Below are 16,623 nucleotides of genomic sequence, written 5' to 3'. Positions count from 1 at the left end.
AAACTCTTCAGTTTAATCTCTGTTACTTTGCCATTTTATTGGCACCGTCTTGCGACGGGTCGCTCACTCAAAAAACTGACAGGCTACTTCCGAAGAAGTATCCTATTTCATTATTTCTTGTGAACATTTGATATTTTAAGTTAGACGCCAATCCGAAGATTGACGCTGCACTTACATCAAATGCCCACACTTATCGACTGTTAATTGTTAAAGAACTGTATTCGGTGCTACTTTCGCGCTATCGACAAAGCGTTGTGTTTGTCAGCTGCGAAGAAGGAAGAGTATGAAGCAATTTGCTACGTCCGTCAACTCCTTCTTTTTTCACCCTGCTTTACTCGGCATTTGCATGCGTCGTTCAGCGAGGGGGCGAATTATAGCCCTGCCCCGCGCGCCCTGCAAGGGCTATTTTTCCGCCCTGCGAAACGCTCCCTGGCACCGCACTTGCTTATGCAGACATAGGCACTGTCCATTGATGAGAGCAACTCTGGGCCTGGCAGCAACACTGGGGATAGCCCGGTTCGCTTTGCTTTGCTCCCATCTGTGACAGGTGCTACATTATGGAACACTCTCGATATTCAAAAGAGCGCCGCAGTACAGGGCCCAACGGAGGCAACGAGATCATGTATCAACCGTCAGCTACTTACCGTAGCGCACCGTTTTCGTCCATCGCGGACGCGAACACCACACCAGCAGGACAGGACAACGTTCCCGTCATCATCGAAACTTCCCATCAGCGCTCAGTCGCTTTTGGCCTGTCGCCCACGGCCACGCCCGACTTTACGCCGGCCGGCAAATCCGACCTGTCCTTGCTGATCGAGCAAAACCGCTTGCTGCACACGCACGCGCTGCCGGCCATGGAAACCCTGTACCAGCAAATCGTCAACACCCACAATATGGTGATCTTGACGGATGCCAACGGCGTCATCGTGCATTCGCTGGGCGATGATGATTTCCTGGAGAAAGCCAACCGTGTGGCCCTGCAGCCGGGTGTGGCATGGTCGGAACAAAGCCGCGGCACGAATGCCATCGGCACGGCCATCACGGAAAAAGTACCGACTTTGGTCCATGCGGACCAGCATTACCTGGCTGCCAATCATTTCCTCACGTGCTCCGCGGCGCCCATTACGGACCACCGGGGCAATGTCATCGGCGTGCTCGATGTCTCGAGCGACCAGCGAAGTTTCCACAAGCATACGATGGCCCTAGTCCGCATGTCGGCCTTGATGATCGAAAATCAGCTGTTTTCCGCCACCTTCGAAGACGCCATCACCGTACACTTCCACGCACGTCCCGAATTCATCGGCACCTTGATGGAAGGCATCGCCTCGTTCACGCCGGGTGGGCGGTTCTTATCGGCCAACAAGAATGGATTGTTTCAGCTGGGCTTGTCATTTGCCGCGCTGCAATCGCACACGTTCAGCTCCCTGTTCGGCTTGCCCGTGTCTGCCCTGTACGACCATTACCGCACGGCCTCGCCCGGTTTGCTGAACCTGTGCATGCACAGCGGCGTGCGCGTATATGGGCGCGCGCAGTTGCGTTTGTCCAATAGCGTCTTCCAGCACGGCTTTACTGCCAGCACCGACCATAACGACATCAACGCCGCCCCGGCCCAGGTTCCCGCGCCGGCCAGCCATGCGGCCAACGCGGCGCGCCGCCTGTCAGGCCTGCGCTACCTGCGCACGGGCGACCCGCAACTGGAACTGGTGATCGAAAAGGTCAACAAGGTATTGGGACGCGACATCCCCATCCTCGTCATGGGCGAAACGGGCACGGGCAAGGAATTGCTGGCACAAGCCATCCATAACGATTCTCCACGGGCCATGGGACCGTTTATCGCCGTCAACTGTGCGTCGATTCCGGAAACCCTGATCGAATCCGAACTGTTCGGCTATGAAGACGGGGCATTTACGGGTGCACGCAAGAAGGGAGCGCTCGGCAAGATTTTGCAGGCGAATGGCGGCACCCTGTTCCTCGATGAAATCGGCGACATGCCTTTTGGCTTGCAGGCGCGGCTGTTGCGCGTGCTGCAGGAACGCATGGTCACGCCGCTGGGCAGCAGCAAATCGATCACCGTCAATGTGGAACTCATTTGCGCCACGAATCACAACTTGCGCGAACGCATGGCCAAGGGACTGTTCCGCGAAGACTTGTATTATCGCCTGAATGGCCTGGTGGTCAAACTTCCACCATTGCGCGAGCGCACGGACCTGGACACAGTCGTGAAAAAAATCCTCGCGACGGAGGCGCCCGACACGCGCTACACAGTGGCACCCGACATCCTGCGCATGTTCCAGCAACATAAATGGCCCGGCAACTTCCGTCAGTTGACGAACCTGTTGCGCACGGCCATCGTGATGGCAGGCGACGAGCATGAAATCTGTTTGCGCCACATGCCCGATGATTTTCTCGACGATATTGAAATGACGCAAGCGACTGCCGCCAGCGCCAGCACGGACCGCATGATCGCGGCCGGCGCCAACCTGGAAGAGATGGAACAGAGCGTCATCCTCAAGTCGCTCGATGCCCACGGCGGCAACGTCTCGGCCACGGCACGTGCCCTGGGCGTATCGCGCAACACGATCTATCGCAAAGTGCCGCATCTGAAATAGCCTAGAGCAGACGGGAAAAGCCGGGCGACATCTGACGCCGGCCCTGCTTGTCGATGGTCATCAAGTCGACCCCATCCATCCGCGCGGCCATCGCATGCGCACGCGCCGCGCCCGTCACCATGAAGGTCGTCGACAAGCCATCGGCCAGCAAGCCCGTGGGCGCCAGCACCGTCACGCTGGCCAGTTCACGCGGCGAATCGCCCTTCGAAGGGTCGAAGATGTGGTGATGCACGAAGTCCGGCGTGAACGTACATTCGTAATCGCCGGACGTGGCCACGCTGCGCCCTTCCACTTTCAAGGTGGCCGCGAGGATTTCTGCGTCGCGCGGGTCCTGGATGCCCAGGGTCCACGGCCGGCGCACGGAACGCTGCCCGCGCGCAACGAATTCGCCCGTGTCCAGCAACGCGTGCCGTATGCCGCGCGCCTGCACGGCAGCCAGCGCCATGTCGGCCGCATAACCTTGCGCCAGGCCATTCAAGGTCAGCGCCATGCCCGCTTGCAGGAAACGCACTTCGCGCCTGTCCCACACCAGTTGCCGCCAGCCGACCCGCGCCTGCGCTTCGCGCCGCAATGCTTCCGCAGGCAAGCCGGCCTGGTCTGCCGCCGCGTGAAACAGCTGCCATAAAGGTTGCACGGTGATATCAAATGCCCCATCGCTCCATTGCGACAAGGCTTGCGCCTGCGCCAGCACCGCCAGCAGATGGGCGTCCGGCCGGGCCAGGCGACCATCACGGTTCAGCTGGAAGACTTGGCTGGCGGGACTGTAAATGCTCATCAGGCGGTCGATATTCCTGGCCGCGTGCAAGGCGTCTTCAATAGCCAGCTCAGCCTGGCGCTGATCGTGGTGCAACACGGTAACGGCGATCGTCGTGCCAAACGCCAGCGCTGCGCCTTGATAAGATCGCACACCGGAGGCCGTGGCCGTGCCGCGCGCCATGCTGCCCGGCAAAGACAAGCCCGCCATGCCGGCCACGCTGCCTATCGCTGCGGAAATAAACGTTCTACGCTGCATTGCTGCTCTCCTCAGCCGTGGCCCGGACAATGGGAATGGTGCGGGCACGCTTGATTTCCAGCATCAAGGGCGCGCATTTTTCATCGCTGGCGTAAATCACCACGCAATCCATGCACTGGAAACATTCGCCATAATCGACTTTCCCGCTCGGCGCGATGGCGTGATGCTCGCAGCGGTGGCGGCAAGTCTGGCACGGCGTGCCGCATTCCTTGCGACGGGGAATCCAGTTGAACAAGCGAAACCGTCCCAGCAGCGCCAGCGCCGCACCGAATGGGCACAGATAGCGGCAAAAGAATTTATAGGAAACGCTGCTGAGCAGCAGCAAACCCACGGCATACGCAACAAACGGCCAGGCGCGCACGAAATTCAGGGTGATGGCCGTCTTGAACGGTTCCAGCTCGACCAGCTTGTCCGTGATCTGGCTGGACAACAGGCTGCTGCCGAGAATGGCCGCCAGCAAGCCATACTTGATCCATTTCAAGCGCCCGTCGAGGCGCGACTTGATCTTCCACTGAGGCAAGCGCAGCCACTGGCCCAGCTTGCCCGTGAATTCCTGCAGCGCTCCAAACGGGCACAGCCAGCCGCAAAACGTGCCACGCCCCCAGATCAGCAGGCTGAGCAGCACGAACGCCCACAGGATCACCGTCATCGGATCGAACAGGAAAAAGCCCAGACTGCGCCCCGCCAGCAGCGCTTGGATGACGCCCGTGATATTGACGATCGATAACTGCCCCTGCGCGTAATAGCCGATGAAGCCTATCGTAAATATCAGAAACAGGCGGCGGAACCAGGCAAATTGGCGACCATCGCGCACCATGCGTTTCTGCCAGAACAAGGCGCCGGCCAGCAGCGCCAGCCCGGCCACCAATAGCAGCAACTCGACCTTGCGCCCCCTCCACGTGCCGCGCCAACTGGCATCGTCTCCCTGCGGCGCCGTATAGAACTTGGCCGGCAAGCGGTAATTGAAATCCACGTTACGCACGATGCGTTCCGGATACACGATGCCCTTGCTGCGCGTGATGGGCAGCGTGAACGCCAGCGGGCTGGCAGCATCGAGCCCTGCCTGGCTGATAATGCGAAATACGGCGACACTTTCCGTCGGCAGTGGCCCCGCATCGGACAAGCTCAGTTCCAGGTCCAGGTCGCGCATGTCGATGGGCAAGCCATCCTGCTTCAGCAACAAGCGGTCCGGCACGGTACCGCGCACGAAATCGTCGCCCAGCACGCCATAGCGCCCGCGCGACATGACGAGGATGGCATGGTCGCCCTCGTCGAGCCGGTTGCGCAATTTATTCCAGCTGCGTTCCGCCAACAGGTTGCGCCCCACCGTGGGAACTGAGACGTACGCCAGGTACAGGTCGATGAACACGCCGTCCGTGTCGCGCGTGGCTTCCGGTTCGAGTCCGGCTCCGGGACTGCCCGCAAACAAGGCTTCCACCTCCTTGTTGCTCAGGCGTACATGCTGGATCAAGCCCTGTTCGAGCATCTGCGCCACGCCGAGTTTCTCGAATACCTCCATGCGGATGCGGGCGATCTGGTCCGGGTCGCGGCCTTGCGCAAAACCGAGTTTTTTGCGCGACACTTTCAAGGCCGAGGCCAGCACGCTCTGGTTGATGATGCGCACGGAGGCCGTGGCTTTTGATACGCCATCGATATCGGCGTGGCTCGCATCCGGCGCGCGTTTCGTCCTGGCGTCGATGGCGATATTCTGTTTCAGCGACAAGCCCTGGTACTGCTTGACGAACTGAAACAGGGGCGCTTCGCCTAAGCCGTCGAGAAACACGGGCTCGTGCTGCGACAGTACGGCGACGTCGAGAAAACTGCCTTTCGGATCAATGGCGATCAGCAGATTGACGGGCACGCCGGAAAAGCCGGGTATGGGTGCCAGGTCCACCGATTCAAACACGTAGCCGACCAGTTCGGTCGCCGTGGCGTTCTGGCGGAACAGGGGCCAGACAGGCAAGTCGGCCTCCTTGTCGCCCACGACGATGGGCGCGGGAAAGCGCCGTGCCAGCTCGGCCTTGGTCAGCACACCGGCCCAAGCCTGTCCCAGGATAAACAGGAATAGCCAGCAGGCTATGAACAAGCGCATTATCCGCATGCATGGTGCTCCGTGCGGCGCCCTGTTCCAAGGCGCCGCGTTGTTGAGTTAGAAGAAAATAATGCCGCCCAGGGACACGCCATTCATCTTCGCCTCGCCGCCGGCAAAGCCTTTCGAGCGCGTCTGGCCCAGCTCGCCTACCAGGGTGATCGCACTGTTGAGCGAGTAATACGCGCCCAGGGTCAGGTTGGCGTTCGACTTCAAGCCGCCCGTGCCGGCCGTGTTGTCGTCGTTCTTGCTGATGCCGTAGGACAAGCCCAGCTTCAGCTTGTCCGTCGTTTTATACGTGCCTTGCAGCAGCCAGTTCTTCGACTTGGTATCGCCCTGGTCCGCATCGGACAAGATGCCCAGGCCCTTGCCGCCCTGGAAGTTGACCAGCACGCCAGCCGGACCCATCTGGTACGAACCGCCCACTTCCACGCCGCGCATGGTCAGGTCATCGACACCTGGCGTCTTCGACGTGAATTTTTGCGACTTCACGCCCAGCCACGCCTTCAAGCCTTCCTGCGCATACGTGAGCTGCGCCTGCACTTGCGGACTCGACTTCGAAGAATAGGTCGAGCCTGCCACGATGGGCGTATCGGAGACGGGGCTGACCAGTGCCACGTCGACGCCAACGCCGCCCGACTTTGGCGAGCTGTACATGATCTGTCCATAGTTGCCCAGATAGGTATAGCCGGCACCGATATGGCCCAGGGTCACCCGTCCCCGCTGCGTGGCCTGCACGGGCGCGCCCGAGCCCAGCAAAGTCATGTCGGACAGGATCGCATTCGCGCCGAAGATGCCGTAGTCGCGCCCCAGCTTGAAGGTGCCCATGTTCTCATTGCCAAACGTAAAAAAGGCCTGGCGCACGTCGACGACGCTGTTCTGGCTGATGGCGCTGTCCGTGGCCGTCGAGTTGTAGATGCCGATCAAGGCTTTCACGTCGTACTCGCCCAGGCGCGAGCTTGCCGACGTGATCAAGCCGTTGGGCAACAAGCCATTGCCGATGGTGGTGCGGTCCTTCTCTCCGCCGCAGCCGAGCGCCTGGCCGCCCAGCGCCAGCCCGCCCACCGCATCGCCCGAACACGACACCTGCGTGTAGTAGGCGTTGACGATGCCGCCCACCGACACGGTCCAGTCGCCAGCCTTGATATCGACGGCTTGCGCCTGTCCCACCGCTGCGATAGTCATGACACCGAGGCTCCCCAGCTTGATCCATGTGTTCATTTCTTCTCCTCTTTCTTCTCTGTTTTTAGTGTGCACACCAGTGATTGATGTACCTCAAGCTTTGGCAATAAGCGTGCCCAGCAAGCCTCAGAGGGAGAAAGGAAAAAAGCATATTCAACGTGTGCAGCGGCGGATCAATCGCCACTGATAGTGTTCATTTTTTGACCGCAAGTATGCGTATCGGCCATCGAGGTAAACAAAAAACTGACGGCCTGGGCCGTCAGCAAAAAGAAAGCACCCGGCGGACAGGGAGACACCCATCCGTGTGGCCCGGGCGCTTCACCCCGTTACTTCGATGCCAGCTTGAAGACCCACACGGAACCGCCCTGTTCCAGGAAGTTGACCTTCTTCGCCACTTCGCCGCCCCACAGCGGCACCGCGCCACCCCAGCCGGATACGACGGCCACATATTGCGTATCGCCATCCTGCCAGGTGACGGGCGGCGCCACGACGCCGGAGCCCGTCTGGAATTTCCACAGCTCCTTGCCCGTCTTCGCGTCGACGGCTTTCAGGAAACCTTCCGGCGTGCCGTAGAACACCAGATTGCCGGCCGTGCTCATCACGCCACCCCACAGCGGCGCGTTGTTCTTGATTTCCCAGACGATCTTGCCCGTCTTCGGATCGACGGCGCGCATGGCGCCGATGTAGTCGTCAAACAAGGGCTTGATGGTGAAACCTGCGCCGAGGAACGCACCGCCCTTCTTGTAGCTGATCGGCTCGTTCCAGATATCCATGCCCCACTCGTTCGCCGGCACGTAGAACAGCTTGGTTTGCGGCGAGTACGCCATCGGCATCTGGTTTTTGGCGCCGAGGAAAGCGGGCGCGGCAAACACGGTACTCCCCTTCTTGCCCTCCTCGCCCTTGGTCGGATCGCCAGGGCGGCCGGCAGCGATGTAGTTCGGCCGGCCCGTCTTCAGGTCGATGCTGCTGGCCCAGGTGATTTTCTTCACAAACGGAAAGGCGTTCTGCAGCTTGCCCGTGTTGGCGTCGATCACATAAAAGAAACCGTTGCGGTCGGCCTTGCCGCCGTAGCGCTTGCCATCCATGTCGAAGGTGACGAATTCGTTGGCGCCGTCGAAATCCCAGGCATCGTTCGGCGTGTTTTGATACGCCCATTTGATTTGCCCCGTTTTCACGTCCAGCGCCACGGTGGACGACGAGTACAGATTGTCGCCGGGACGCAAATGGCTGTTCCACGGCGCCGGATTGCCCGTGCCAAAATACGCGAGCTTGGTTTGCGGATCGTAGGTGCCGCCCATCCACGTCGAGGCGCCGCCCGTTTTCCACAGGTCGCCCGGCCAAGTCTTGTTTACCGTTCCCGAAATGCCGTTGTCGATGGCCTTGCCATCCTTGTCGTAGCGGTGGCCCATGTGACCCTCTACCGTCGGACGGCTCCACACGAGGTCGCCCGTCATCGGGTTGCGCGCTTCGACCCGACCGACGATGCCGAATTCACCGCCCGACACGCCCGTCAGCAGCAAGCCTTCGGCGATCAGCGGTGCGGCCGTCATCGAGTAGCCAGCCGCATAGTCGTCGACTTTTTCCTTCCAGACGATCTTGCCCGTATTCTGGTCCAGCGCCACCAGGTAGGCGTCGAGCGTGCCGAAGATCACCAGGTTGCCGTACAGGGCCGCACCACGGTTGACGACGTCGCAGCAGGGCATGATGCCGTCTGGCAAGCGATGCTCATATTTCCACAGCTTGGCGCCCGTTTTCAAGTCGACGGCGAAGATGCGCGAATACGATGCCGTGACGAACATCTTGCCGTTGTGAATCAGCGGCTGCGATTCCTGGCCCCGCTGTTTTTCACCACCAAACGAGAACGACCAGGCCGGCACCAGCTTGGCCACGGTCTTGTCATTGATCTGCGTCAGCGGCGAATAACGCTGGCCCTGCGTGCCCATGCCGAACGACAGGACGCTGGACGGATTCTTTGCCGTGCTGTCGAGCATGGCGGTGGTGACATTGCCCACATCGGCCGCCTGGGCCAGCGATGCCAAACCCAAACCGACGAGTATCCCCATGATTTTTTTCTGCACAATCATCTCCCTCTGTTTTATTAGTATGTGTGTGTATCAAGTCTTGCGGTGCTCATGCGGCTGGGCATGCAGCAAGGCGCACTCTTCATCGGTGAACAGGCGCGAGCGCGTCAAGAAGCGCTTGCCCGTGCCGTTGTCGAGTGAAAACATGCCGCCATTGCCATCGACCACATCGATAATCAACTGGGTATGCTCCCAGTACTCGAATTGCTCGAGTCCCATGTAGAACGGTGTGCCATTCAAATTGCCGAGATAGATGTCGGTGTCGCTGACATCGAACTCGCCCAGCGCATAACACATGGGCGTACTGCCGTCACAGCAACCGCCCGACTGGAAAAACATCAGCGGACCATGACGCTGGCGCAACTTGTCCATCAATTCCAGCGCCGCATCGGTGGCGACCACCCGGGCAATTGCTGCACTCATGGCATCCCTTTCTGTGCGCCGCGCCCGGACAACAGGCGCGGCGCCTGTTGCCGGTTTAGAAGAAGCCCAGCGCTTTCGGGCTATAGCTCACCAGCAAGTTCTTCGTTTGCTGGTAATGGTCGAGCATCATCTTGTGGTTTTCGCGGCCGATACCCGATTGCTTGTAGCCGCCGAACGCGGCGTGGGCCGGATACAGGTGGTAGCAATTGGTCCACACGCGGCCCGCCTGGATGGCGCGCCCCATGCGGAAGGCGCGCGAGCCGTCGCGCGTCCACAGGCCGGCGCCCAGGCCGTACAAGGTATCGTTGGCAATCGCCAGCGCGTCGGCCTCATCCTTGAAGGTGGTCACGGACACGACCGGCCCGAAAATCTCTTCCTGGAAGATGCGCATCTTGTTGTTGCCCTTGAACACGGTCGGACGCACGTAGTAGCCGCCTTCCAGGTCACCTGCCTGCGTGTTGCGCTCGCCGCCGGCCAGCACTTCGGCGCCTTCCTGGCGGCCGATGTCGAGGTAGGACAGGATTTTCTCCAGCTGCTCCTGCGATGCCTGCGCACCGATCATGGTGGACGAGTCGAGCGGGTTGCCCTGCTTGATGGCAGCCACGCGCTTGAGGGCCCGTTCGATGAATTTCTCGTAGATCGATTCCTGGATCAGCACGCGCGATGGGCAGGTGCACACTTCGCCCTGATTCAGCGCAAACATGGCAAAACCTTCCAGGCACTTGTCGAAATACTCGTCGTCCGCATCCATCACGTCTTCAAAGAAGATGTTCGGCGACTTGCCGCCCAACTCCAGGGTGACGGGAATCAGGTTTTGCGCGGCGTAGCCCATGATCAAGCGGCCCGTGCCCGTTTCGCCCGTGAAGGCGATCTTGGCGATGCGCTTGCTCGAGGCCAGCGGCTTGCCCGCTTCCAGGCCGAAACCGTTGATGATGTTCAGCACGCCCGGCGGCAGCAAGTCGCCGATCAGCTCGATCAACACCATGATGGAAGCCGGTGTCTGCTCGGCCGGTTTCAAGACGACGCAATTGCCGGCGGCCAAGGCTGGCGCCAGTTTCCACACGGCCATCAGAATCGGGAAGTTCCACGGAATGATCTGGCCCACGACACCGAGCGGCTCATGGTAGTGGTAGGCATAGGTTTCCGCGTCGATTTGCGCGACGGAACCTTCCTGCGCGCGGATGCAGCCGGCAAAGTAGCGGAAATGGTCGATGGCCAGCGGAATGTCGGCATTCATCGTTTCGCGGATGGGCTTGCCGTTGTCGATGGTTTCCGCCGTGGCGATCAGGCTCAGGTTCTGTTCGATGCGGTCGGCGATGCGGTTCAGGATATTGGCGCGCTCGGCAGGCGAAGTCTTGCCCCAGGCATCCTTGGCGGCATGAGCGGCGTCCAAGGCCAGCTCGACGTCTTCCACCGTGGAGCGGGCGATTTCGCAAAACGGCAAGCCCGTGATCGGCGTGATGTTAGGAAAGTATTCACCTTTTACTGGGGCAACGAATTTGCCGCCAATGTAATTGTCATAGCGTTGTTTGAAAGGATTGGCTACGCCCAGTTTGCTGATGTCTGCGAGATTCATGTCGTCCTCTATCGGGTTAATTAGAATGGAATTACTGTAATTAAAATCAAACGTCCTGGTACAGATGGGGTGAGTACACGGAGTCTTCCGCAAATGCCGTGCCAGCTCGCCATCCCACTACAAACTTAGCCGCTTTTCCCCTCGTTACAAGGGCGTGGCGTCAATACCGGTGTGCTTTTCAGCGCATGTCCGGGCTTGAGCCGCTGCACAATGGAACAGGTGTACCAGACTGGAACACCTGTTCCTGTGCCACTAGCGAATCACCACGCCCCATGGCAACTCACCCACTGCAATATCGGCTACCTTGCGCGCGCTGGCCGTGTCGATGACGGACACGCTGTTCGAGCGACCATTGGCCACGTACAGCTTGGCGCCGTCTGGCGTGATGGCCATGTTCCATGGGCGCTTTCCGACGGGAATGGTGGCCGTCACCTTGTTGCTGGCCGTATCGATCACCATTACCGTGCCGTCCGTGCCATTCGAGACATACACTTGCTTGCCGCCGGGATGGACCACGATGCCATTGGCATTTTTTCCAGCGGGAATGGTGGCAATCGCCTTGCGCGCGGCCATGTCGATCACGTAGACGGCATTGACCAGTTCGCACGCCACGTAGGCGCGGCCCGAGTCCGGGCTGAAGCCGATGCCGCGCGGACGCAGTCCCACGGCGATGGACGCCACCTGGCGGCGTTGCGCCACGTCGATGACGTCGACTTGTTCAGCCTCTTCCGCGCTGACCAGCAGCCAGCGCCCGTCGGGGCTGAAGACGGCGTGTTCCGGGTTGCGCCCCTGCACCTTGATATCGGCGAGCAAGCTGCCCGTCTGGCCATCGAGCAAGGCCACGCTATTGTTTTCCTCGACGGCCACGGCCACGTAATGACCGTCTTGCGAGGCGCTGACGCCTTCGGGCGACTTGCCCAGGGCTACCGTGCGCAGGGGCGTGCCGCCAGCGTTATCGATCAGCAACAAGGCGCTGCTGGCCGCATCCGTGACAAACAATTGCCGCCCGGTGGGGTCGGCGGCGATGCCGCGCGGACGCTTGCCGGCTGCAATCTGGCGCACGACCTGGTCGGTCGCCGTGTCGATCACGCTCAAGGTGCCCGATTTTTCATTGGGAACATAGGCAAATGGAGCAGCCTGGAGGGCGCTGCTGGCGAGCGCAGGCAGCAGCCAGCACACCTGGCGCAAGCGCGAGAAGAAGTTGGGCATAATCACCTTTCGATGGCAAAACACAGGAAAAGCGCGCGGCATCGGCGCATCTGAACATTGCTGTATGCAAACGCCGTGCCACTGACACGCGTATAATTTCAGCCCACCAATGGAGACATGGCAGGCATATTGCTTGATACAACGATGCAGACCTGCGCCGCGCACGCGACCAAAGCAGGCTTTTATTCACATTGGAGAATCCGCATGCAGCACCGTTTCCGCCTGAACACCATCGCCAGCCTGTTTGTCGCCGGCAGCGCCACCCTCGCCCCCCACGCTTTCGCCGCCGAGGCAGCTGCCCCGGCCAACGGGCAACTCATGGATACGGTGGTCGTCAGCGGCAGCCGCATCGCCCATCCCAGCCAGGAAGTGCCGGCCTCGATCGACGTCGTCGACAGCGCCCGCATCCAGGATGGCCAGATCCGCGTCAACGCGTCAGAAGCGCTGGCCGCCGTGCCGGGTCTGGTGGTGCAAAACCGCCAGAACTACGCGCAAGACTTGCAAATCTCGTCGCGCGGCTTCGGCGCCCGTTCGGCCTTTGGTGTGCGCGGCGTCAAGCTGATCAGCGACGGCATTCCCGCCAGCATGCCGGACGGCCAGGGTCAGGCCGCCACCTTCAACCTCGATACGGCCGAGCGCATCGAAGTGCTGCGCGGACCGTTCTCCGCCATCTATGGCAACCACTCGGGCGGCGTGATCCAGCTGTTTTCCAAGGATGGGCAAAATCCCCCATCCGTCGAGCTGAACGTGACGGGCGGCAGCTTTGGCACCAGCAAGGTCGACCTCTCGGCCCAAGGCCAGGCAGGCGGTATCGGCTACGTGCTCGACGGCTCGCGCTTCCGCACCGACGGTTTCCGCGACCACAGCGCCGCCACGCGCGAACAGGCGTTCGGCAAGATCACCGTCAAGCCGACGAATGACAGCAAGCTGACCATCGTCGCCAACAGCCTGCACCAGGGCAATACGCAAGATCCGCTGGGCGCCTCCTGGGCCACGTTTGCCCGCGATCCGCGCGCGGGAGAAATCGACACGACGGATACGCAAAACCCGAAGCGCACCCTGGCCGAGCGCTACAACACCCGCAAGAGCATCGACCACCAGCAAATCGGCGCCACCTATGAACAGTCGTTCGGCGACGACCGCCTGCACGTGACGGCCTACGGCGGCAACCGCGACGTGATCCAATACCAGGCATTTACCAAGGGTTTCCAGGCGCCGGCCAGCCATTCGGGCGGCGTGGTCGACTTCCAGCGCGAGTTCTACGGCATCGACACCAACTGGCTGCACGTGAACCAGCTGGCCGGCGGCAAGCTGAGCACCACCATCGGCATCGATTACGGCCGCTCCAGCGATGACCGCACCGGCTATGAAAATTACATCGGCAATACCTTTGGCGTGAAAGGCAAGCTGCGCCGCGACGAGCAGGATGTCGTCTCCAGCCTCGATCCGTATATCCAGACGGAATGGCAAAGCGGAGCGTGGCTGCTCAGCGCAGGTGTGCGCTACAGCAAGATGAAAGTGTTGGTCAACGACCGCTATCTCGGCAATGGGAACGACAGCGGCAGCCTGGAGTTCAGCCACACGACACCGGTGCTGGGCTTGCTGTACAAACTGACGCCGGACGTCAATGTGTACGCCAGCGCCGCCCGCGGTTTCGAAGCGCCCACCCTGAATGAACTGTTTTACTCGGGCACGGGCGGCGGCTTCAATTACCAGCTGAAACCGGCCACCAGCACCAACCTGGAAGCGGGCATCAAGGCGAGGATCAACCACAACACGCACGTCAATGCGGCCGTGTTCCAGATCAAGACCAACGACGAGCTGGTGGTCGACAGTTCCAGCGGCGGGCGTACCAGCTACCGCAATGCGGGTAAGACCTTGCGCCAGGGTATGGAAGTGTCGCTCGAATCCAGCCTGCCATATGGTTTCACGACAAAAGTGGCGCTGACCAGCCTGCACGCCGTGTATGACCAGGCGTTCGGCGCCGTGCGCGAAGGCAGCCGTTTGCCGGGCGTGCCTAGCGCCAACCTGTTCGCGGAACTGGCCTGGAAAGACACGCTCGACCGCTTTGGCGCGGCGCTGGAAAGCGTGGCCAGCAAGCAGGTCTACGCGGAAGACAGCAACAGCGAAAAGCCGGCGCCCGGCTATACGGTGTTCAATGCGCGCTTCAACGCCAAGCAAAACGTGGGGAACTGGCGCTTCAAGGAATTTGCCCGCCTGAACAATCTTTTCGACAAAACCTACGTGGGTTCCGTCATCGTCGGCGACAGCAACAAGCGCTACTATGAAGCGGCGCCGGGACGTAACTGGCTGCTGGGTGTCAGCGCGCAATACTCGTTCTAATAACAAAGCCCGCGTATCTTCCGATACGCGGGCTTCGCTATCCAGCATGGCTAGTTAGGGCCGCGCTGCCTTCACGCCATATTTCTCAAAAATGGTTTTCAATTCGCCGCTGGCCGCCATCTCGTTCATGGCTGCCTGCAGCAATTTTGCCACGTCGAGCTGCTGGCGGCTGACGGCCAGGCCCACGGCCCAGCCGGCACGGGGCAAGCGGGCGAACGCCACTTCGCTCATGGGGAAAGCAGGATCGCTTTTCAGCACGGACTCGATTTCCGAACGGTTGGCCAGCACGGCGTCAAGCTGCCCCGCCTGCAATTGCTGCAAGGCTTCGGCCGCCGTGTCGAAGATGCGCACGTCGTCGCGGTACTTGCCATTGTCTTCGCCCAGCATCAGCATGGCCGCGATCGACACCTTTTCCACGCCGATACGCTTGCCTGCCAGCGAGGCGACGCCGTCGAATTGCGGCACGGCTTGCGCGCTGCGCGCCAGGCGCACGGTTTCCACGTAATACGGCGCGAAGATCTCGACCTTGTCGTTATCGGCCATCAACTGCTTGTCGACTGGCACATGCAGCATCACGTCCGCGGGACCATAACCGAGGTAATGCCCCTTCCACACCATATTGCGCAAGTCATCGTTGAGGTTTTCACCGGCGGGAAATGGCAGCAAGCTCAGTTTCAGCCCCAGCTTTTTCGCCAGCGCTTCGGCGATGTCGATATCGATGCCGACTCCCTTGTCGGAAAACGGCGCGAATTCGTTGTACACAGCCACTTTCAGGCTGCCCGACTGCTGCACCTTCTGCCAGTCGGCATGCGCCGGCGCGGCTGCGCACAGCGCCAGGCAAGCGAGCGAGATCATCGCGCGCACGCCCCGGAGTTGAAATGAACGCATGGGACTCCTTCGTGATCAGTGTGGCTTAGTTGGATTCGCGGCGCGTTTCCAGATAGGTCTTGATGGCCCACATGGCTTCCTGGTTGAACACGCCTTCGAACGGCGGCATGTACACGGCGCCATTGCGCACTTTACCGTGACGGATGGTGGTCAGGTAGTAATTGTCCGTCTCCTTGTAGCAAGCCTGTTTCTTTGTCTCATTCTTGATACCGAAGCAATCGCGGTCCAGCTGGCGCAAGTCCGGCGCGATGCCGCCCGAGATGGCTTCGATGCCGTGGCAGCGGGCGCAATTCTGGTTGTAGGCCGAGGTGCCGACCGTCAGAGCCAGCTTGTTGCCCCGATACGGGTTTTGCTCGAGCCACTTGTCGCCCACCTTGGGCAAGCCTGTGGTGTCGACGCCTTGCGGCGTGACGTTGCCATGCGCATAGGCATGCGGCAAGGTCAGCAGGGAAGTGAGGGCGACGGCGCCGGCGGCCGCCACGCCGAGCAGGGTACGAATGGAATAGGTCATGCTGGTCTCCTTGGTTTTTTAGTCAATACCCAAGAAGAGCAAATGCCATGCCATGCGTATTTGCCCCGCATCCGGCCACCCATGTATCAATTTGGAACAGCTGCAACACCCAGTTGTGTCACCGCGCGCATCAGGCAGCGGCAGGCATGAACAGGGAAGACGTGAGTCGATAAAACCCAACACCTGAACGACCGGGGACAGACCCTCCATGCCGCTCACGCAAAGGTCATTGCCAACGGACGAGGAGGGCTGACCGTAGGTCGGCTTAGCGCAACGCGCGTAAGCCGACACCACTCGCGGCGCCTGACAAAACCAGCAGACGAAAAAAAACCCCAACCGGATCACCGGAAGGGGTTTTTTAGAATAACAAGCCTGACGATAACCTACTTTCACACTGGTTGCAGCACTATCATCGGCGCAAAGTTGTTTCACGGTCCTGTTCGGGATGGGAAGGGGTGGGACCAACTTGCTATGGTCATCAGGCATAACTTGTACTGGCATTTGTCCTCGGTGGAGCGACAAAGCCTGAATCTGGAAGAAGCAAAGATCGGGGTAATGACTGGTAGTATCAACAAACTCACAACGTTGTACCGTCTTATCCTCTGTACCTGCTAAGGTTATAGGGACAAGCCGTACGGGCAATTAGTACTGGTTAGCTTAATGCATTACTGCACTTCCACACCCAGCCTATCAACGTCCT

The 16,623-nt window shown here is 60.3% G+C and carries 11 protein-coding genes and 2 rRNA genes; 2 read left to right on the top strand and 11 right to left on the bottom strand.

Going from position 1 to position 16,623, the window contains the following annotated elements:
* The first annotated feature begins 620 nt into the window (after window positions 1–620).
* Window positions 621–2,609, top strand: a complete 1,989-nt coding sequence (locus tag BLU39_RS27860) for a sigma-54-dependent Fis family transcriptional regulator (protein ID WP_254789082.1) — start codon at window positions 621–623, stop codon at window positions 2,607–2,609.
* 1 nt (window position 2,610) lies between these two features.
* Here BLU39_RS27860 and BLU39_RS27855 read toward each other — a convergent pair whose 3' ends face one another.
* From BLU39_RS27855 to BLU39_RS27825, 7 genes are all read right to left on the bottom strand, one after another.
* The gene (locus tag BLU39_RS27855) at window positions 2,611–3,621 is read right to left on the bottom strand and encodes an FAD:protein FMN transferase (protein ID WP_092719668.1); all 1,011 of its coding nucleotides are present in this window, start codon (window positions 3,619–3,621) and stop codon (window positions 2,611–2,613) included.
* Window positions 3,611–5,713 carry a 4Fe-4S binding protein gene (locus tag BLU39_RS27850; protein ID WP_254789081.1) on the bottom strand — a complete coding sequence of 701 codons (2,103 nt, stop codon included), beginning with the start codon at window positions 5,711–5,713 and terminating at the stop codon, window positions 3,611–3,613. Before BLU39_RS27850 ends, BLU39_RS27855 begins: the two co-directional genes overlap by 11 nt.
* A gap of 57 nt (window positions 5,714–5,770) precedes the next feature.
* A complete protein-coding gene (locus BLU39_RS27845) occupies window positions 5,771–6,931 on the bottom strand; it encodes a porin (protein WP_092719662.1) in 1,161 nt (386 codons plus the stop codon).
* Between the two features lie 287 nt (window positions 6,932–7,218).
* Entirely contained in the window at window positions 7,219–8,955 is a 1,737-nt protein-coding gene (locus BLU39_RS27840) for a PQQ-dependent methanol/ethanol family dehydrogenase (protein WP_269800041.1), read from the bottom strand.
* Between the two features lie 51 nt (window positions 8,956–9,006).
* Window positions 9,007–9,396 carry a DUF779 domain-containing protein gene (locus BLU39_RS27835; RefSeq protein WP_092719656.1) on the bottom strand — a complete coding sequence of 130 codons (390 nt, stop codon included), beginning with the start codon at window positions 9,394–9,396 and terminating at the stop codon, window positions 9,007–9,009.
* Window positions 9,397–9,451: 55 nt separating this feature from the next.
* Window positions 9,452–10,972, bottom strand: coding sequence for an aldehyde dehydrogenase (gene adh / locus BLU39_RS27830; protein WP_092719653.1), 1,521 nt, complete (start codon window positions 10,970–10,972; stop codon window positions 9,452–9,454).
* A 252-nt stretch (window positions 10,973–11,224) separates the two neighbouring features.
* Window positions 11,225–12,181: a beta-propeller fold lactonase family protein gene (locus tag BLU39_RS27825; protein WP_092719650.1), complete on the bottom strand. Its 957-nt coding sequence runs from the start codon at window positions 12,179–12,181 to the stop codon at window positions 11,225–11,227.
* 204 nt (window positions 12,182–12,385) lie between these two features.
* Here BLU39_RS27825 and BLU39_RS27820 point away from each other — a divergent pair, with 204 nt between their 5' ends.
* On the top strand, window positions 12,386–14,524 hold the full coding sequence (locus BLU39_RS27820; RefSeq protein WP_092719647.1) for a TonB-dependent receptor family protein: 2,139 nt from the start codon (window positions 12,386–12,388) through the stop codon (window positions 14,522–14,524).
* Window positions 14,525–14,578: 54 nt separating this feature from the next.
* Here BLU39_RS27820 and BLU39_RS27815 read toward each other — a convergent pair whose 3' ends face one another.
* The 4 genes from BLU39_RS27815 to BLU39_RS27800 all read right to left on the bottom strand — a co-directional run.
* Entirely contained in the window at window positions 14,579–15,412 is an 834-nt protein-coding gene (locus tag BLU39_RS27815; protein ID WP_092719645.1) for a substrate-binding periplasmic protein, read from the bottom strand.
* Window positions 15,413–15,437: 25 nt separating this feature from the next.
* Entirely contained in the window at window positions 15,438–15,923 is a 486-nt protein-coding gene (gene pedF / locus BLU39_RS27810; protein ID WP_035824926.1) for a cytochrome c-550 PedF, read from the bottom strand.
* Between the two features lie 370 nt (window positions 15,924–16,293).
* Window positions 16,294–16,406, bottom strand: a 5S ribosomal RNA gene (gene rrf, locus BLU39_RS27805).
* Between the two features lie 138 nt (window positions 16,407–16,544).
* Window positions 16,545–16,623: ribosomal RNA gene (locus BLU39_RS27800) — 23S ribosomal RNA — on the bottom strand; the annotation flags it as partial.

This window comes from Janthinobacterium sp. OK676 (genome assembly GCF_900103595.1).
Classification (GTDB): domain Bacteria; phylum Pseudomonadota; class Gammaproteobacteria; order Burkholderiales; family Burkholderiaceae_D; genus Janthinobacterium.
Note: the sequence above shows the minus strand (reverse complement) of the source record. Positions and strands in the feature narration are given on the sequence as shown.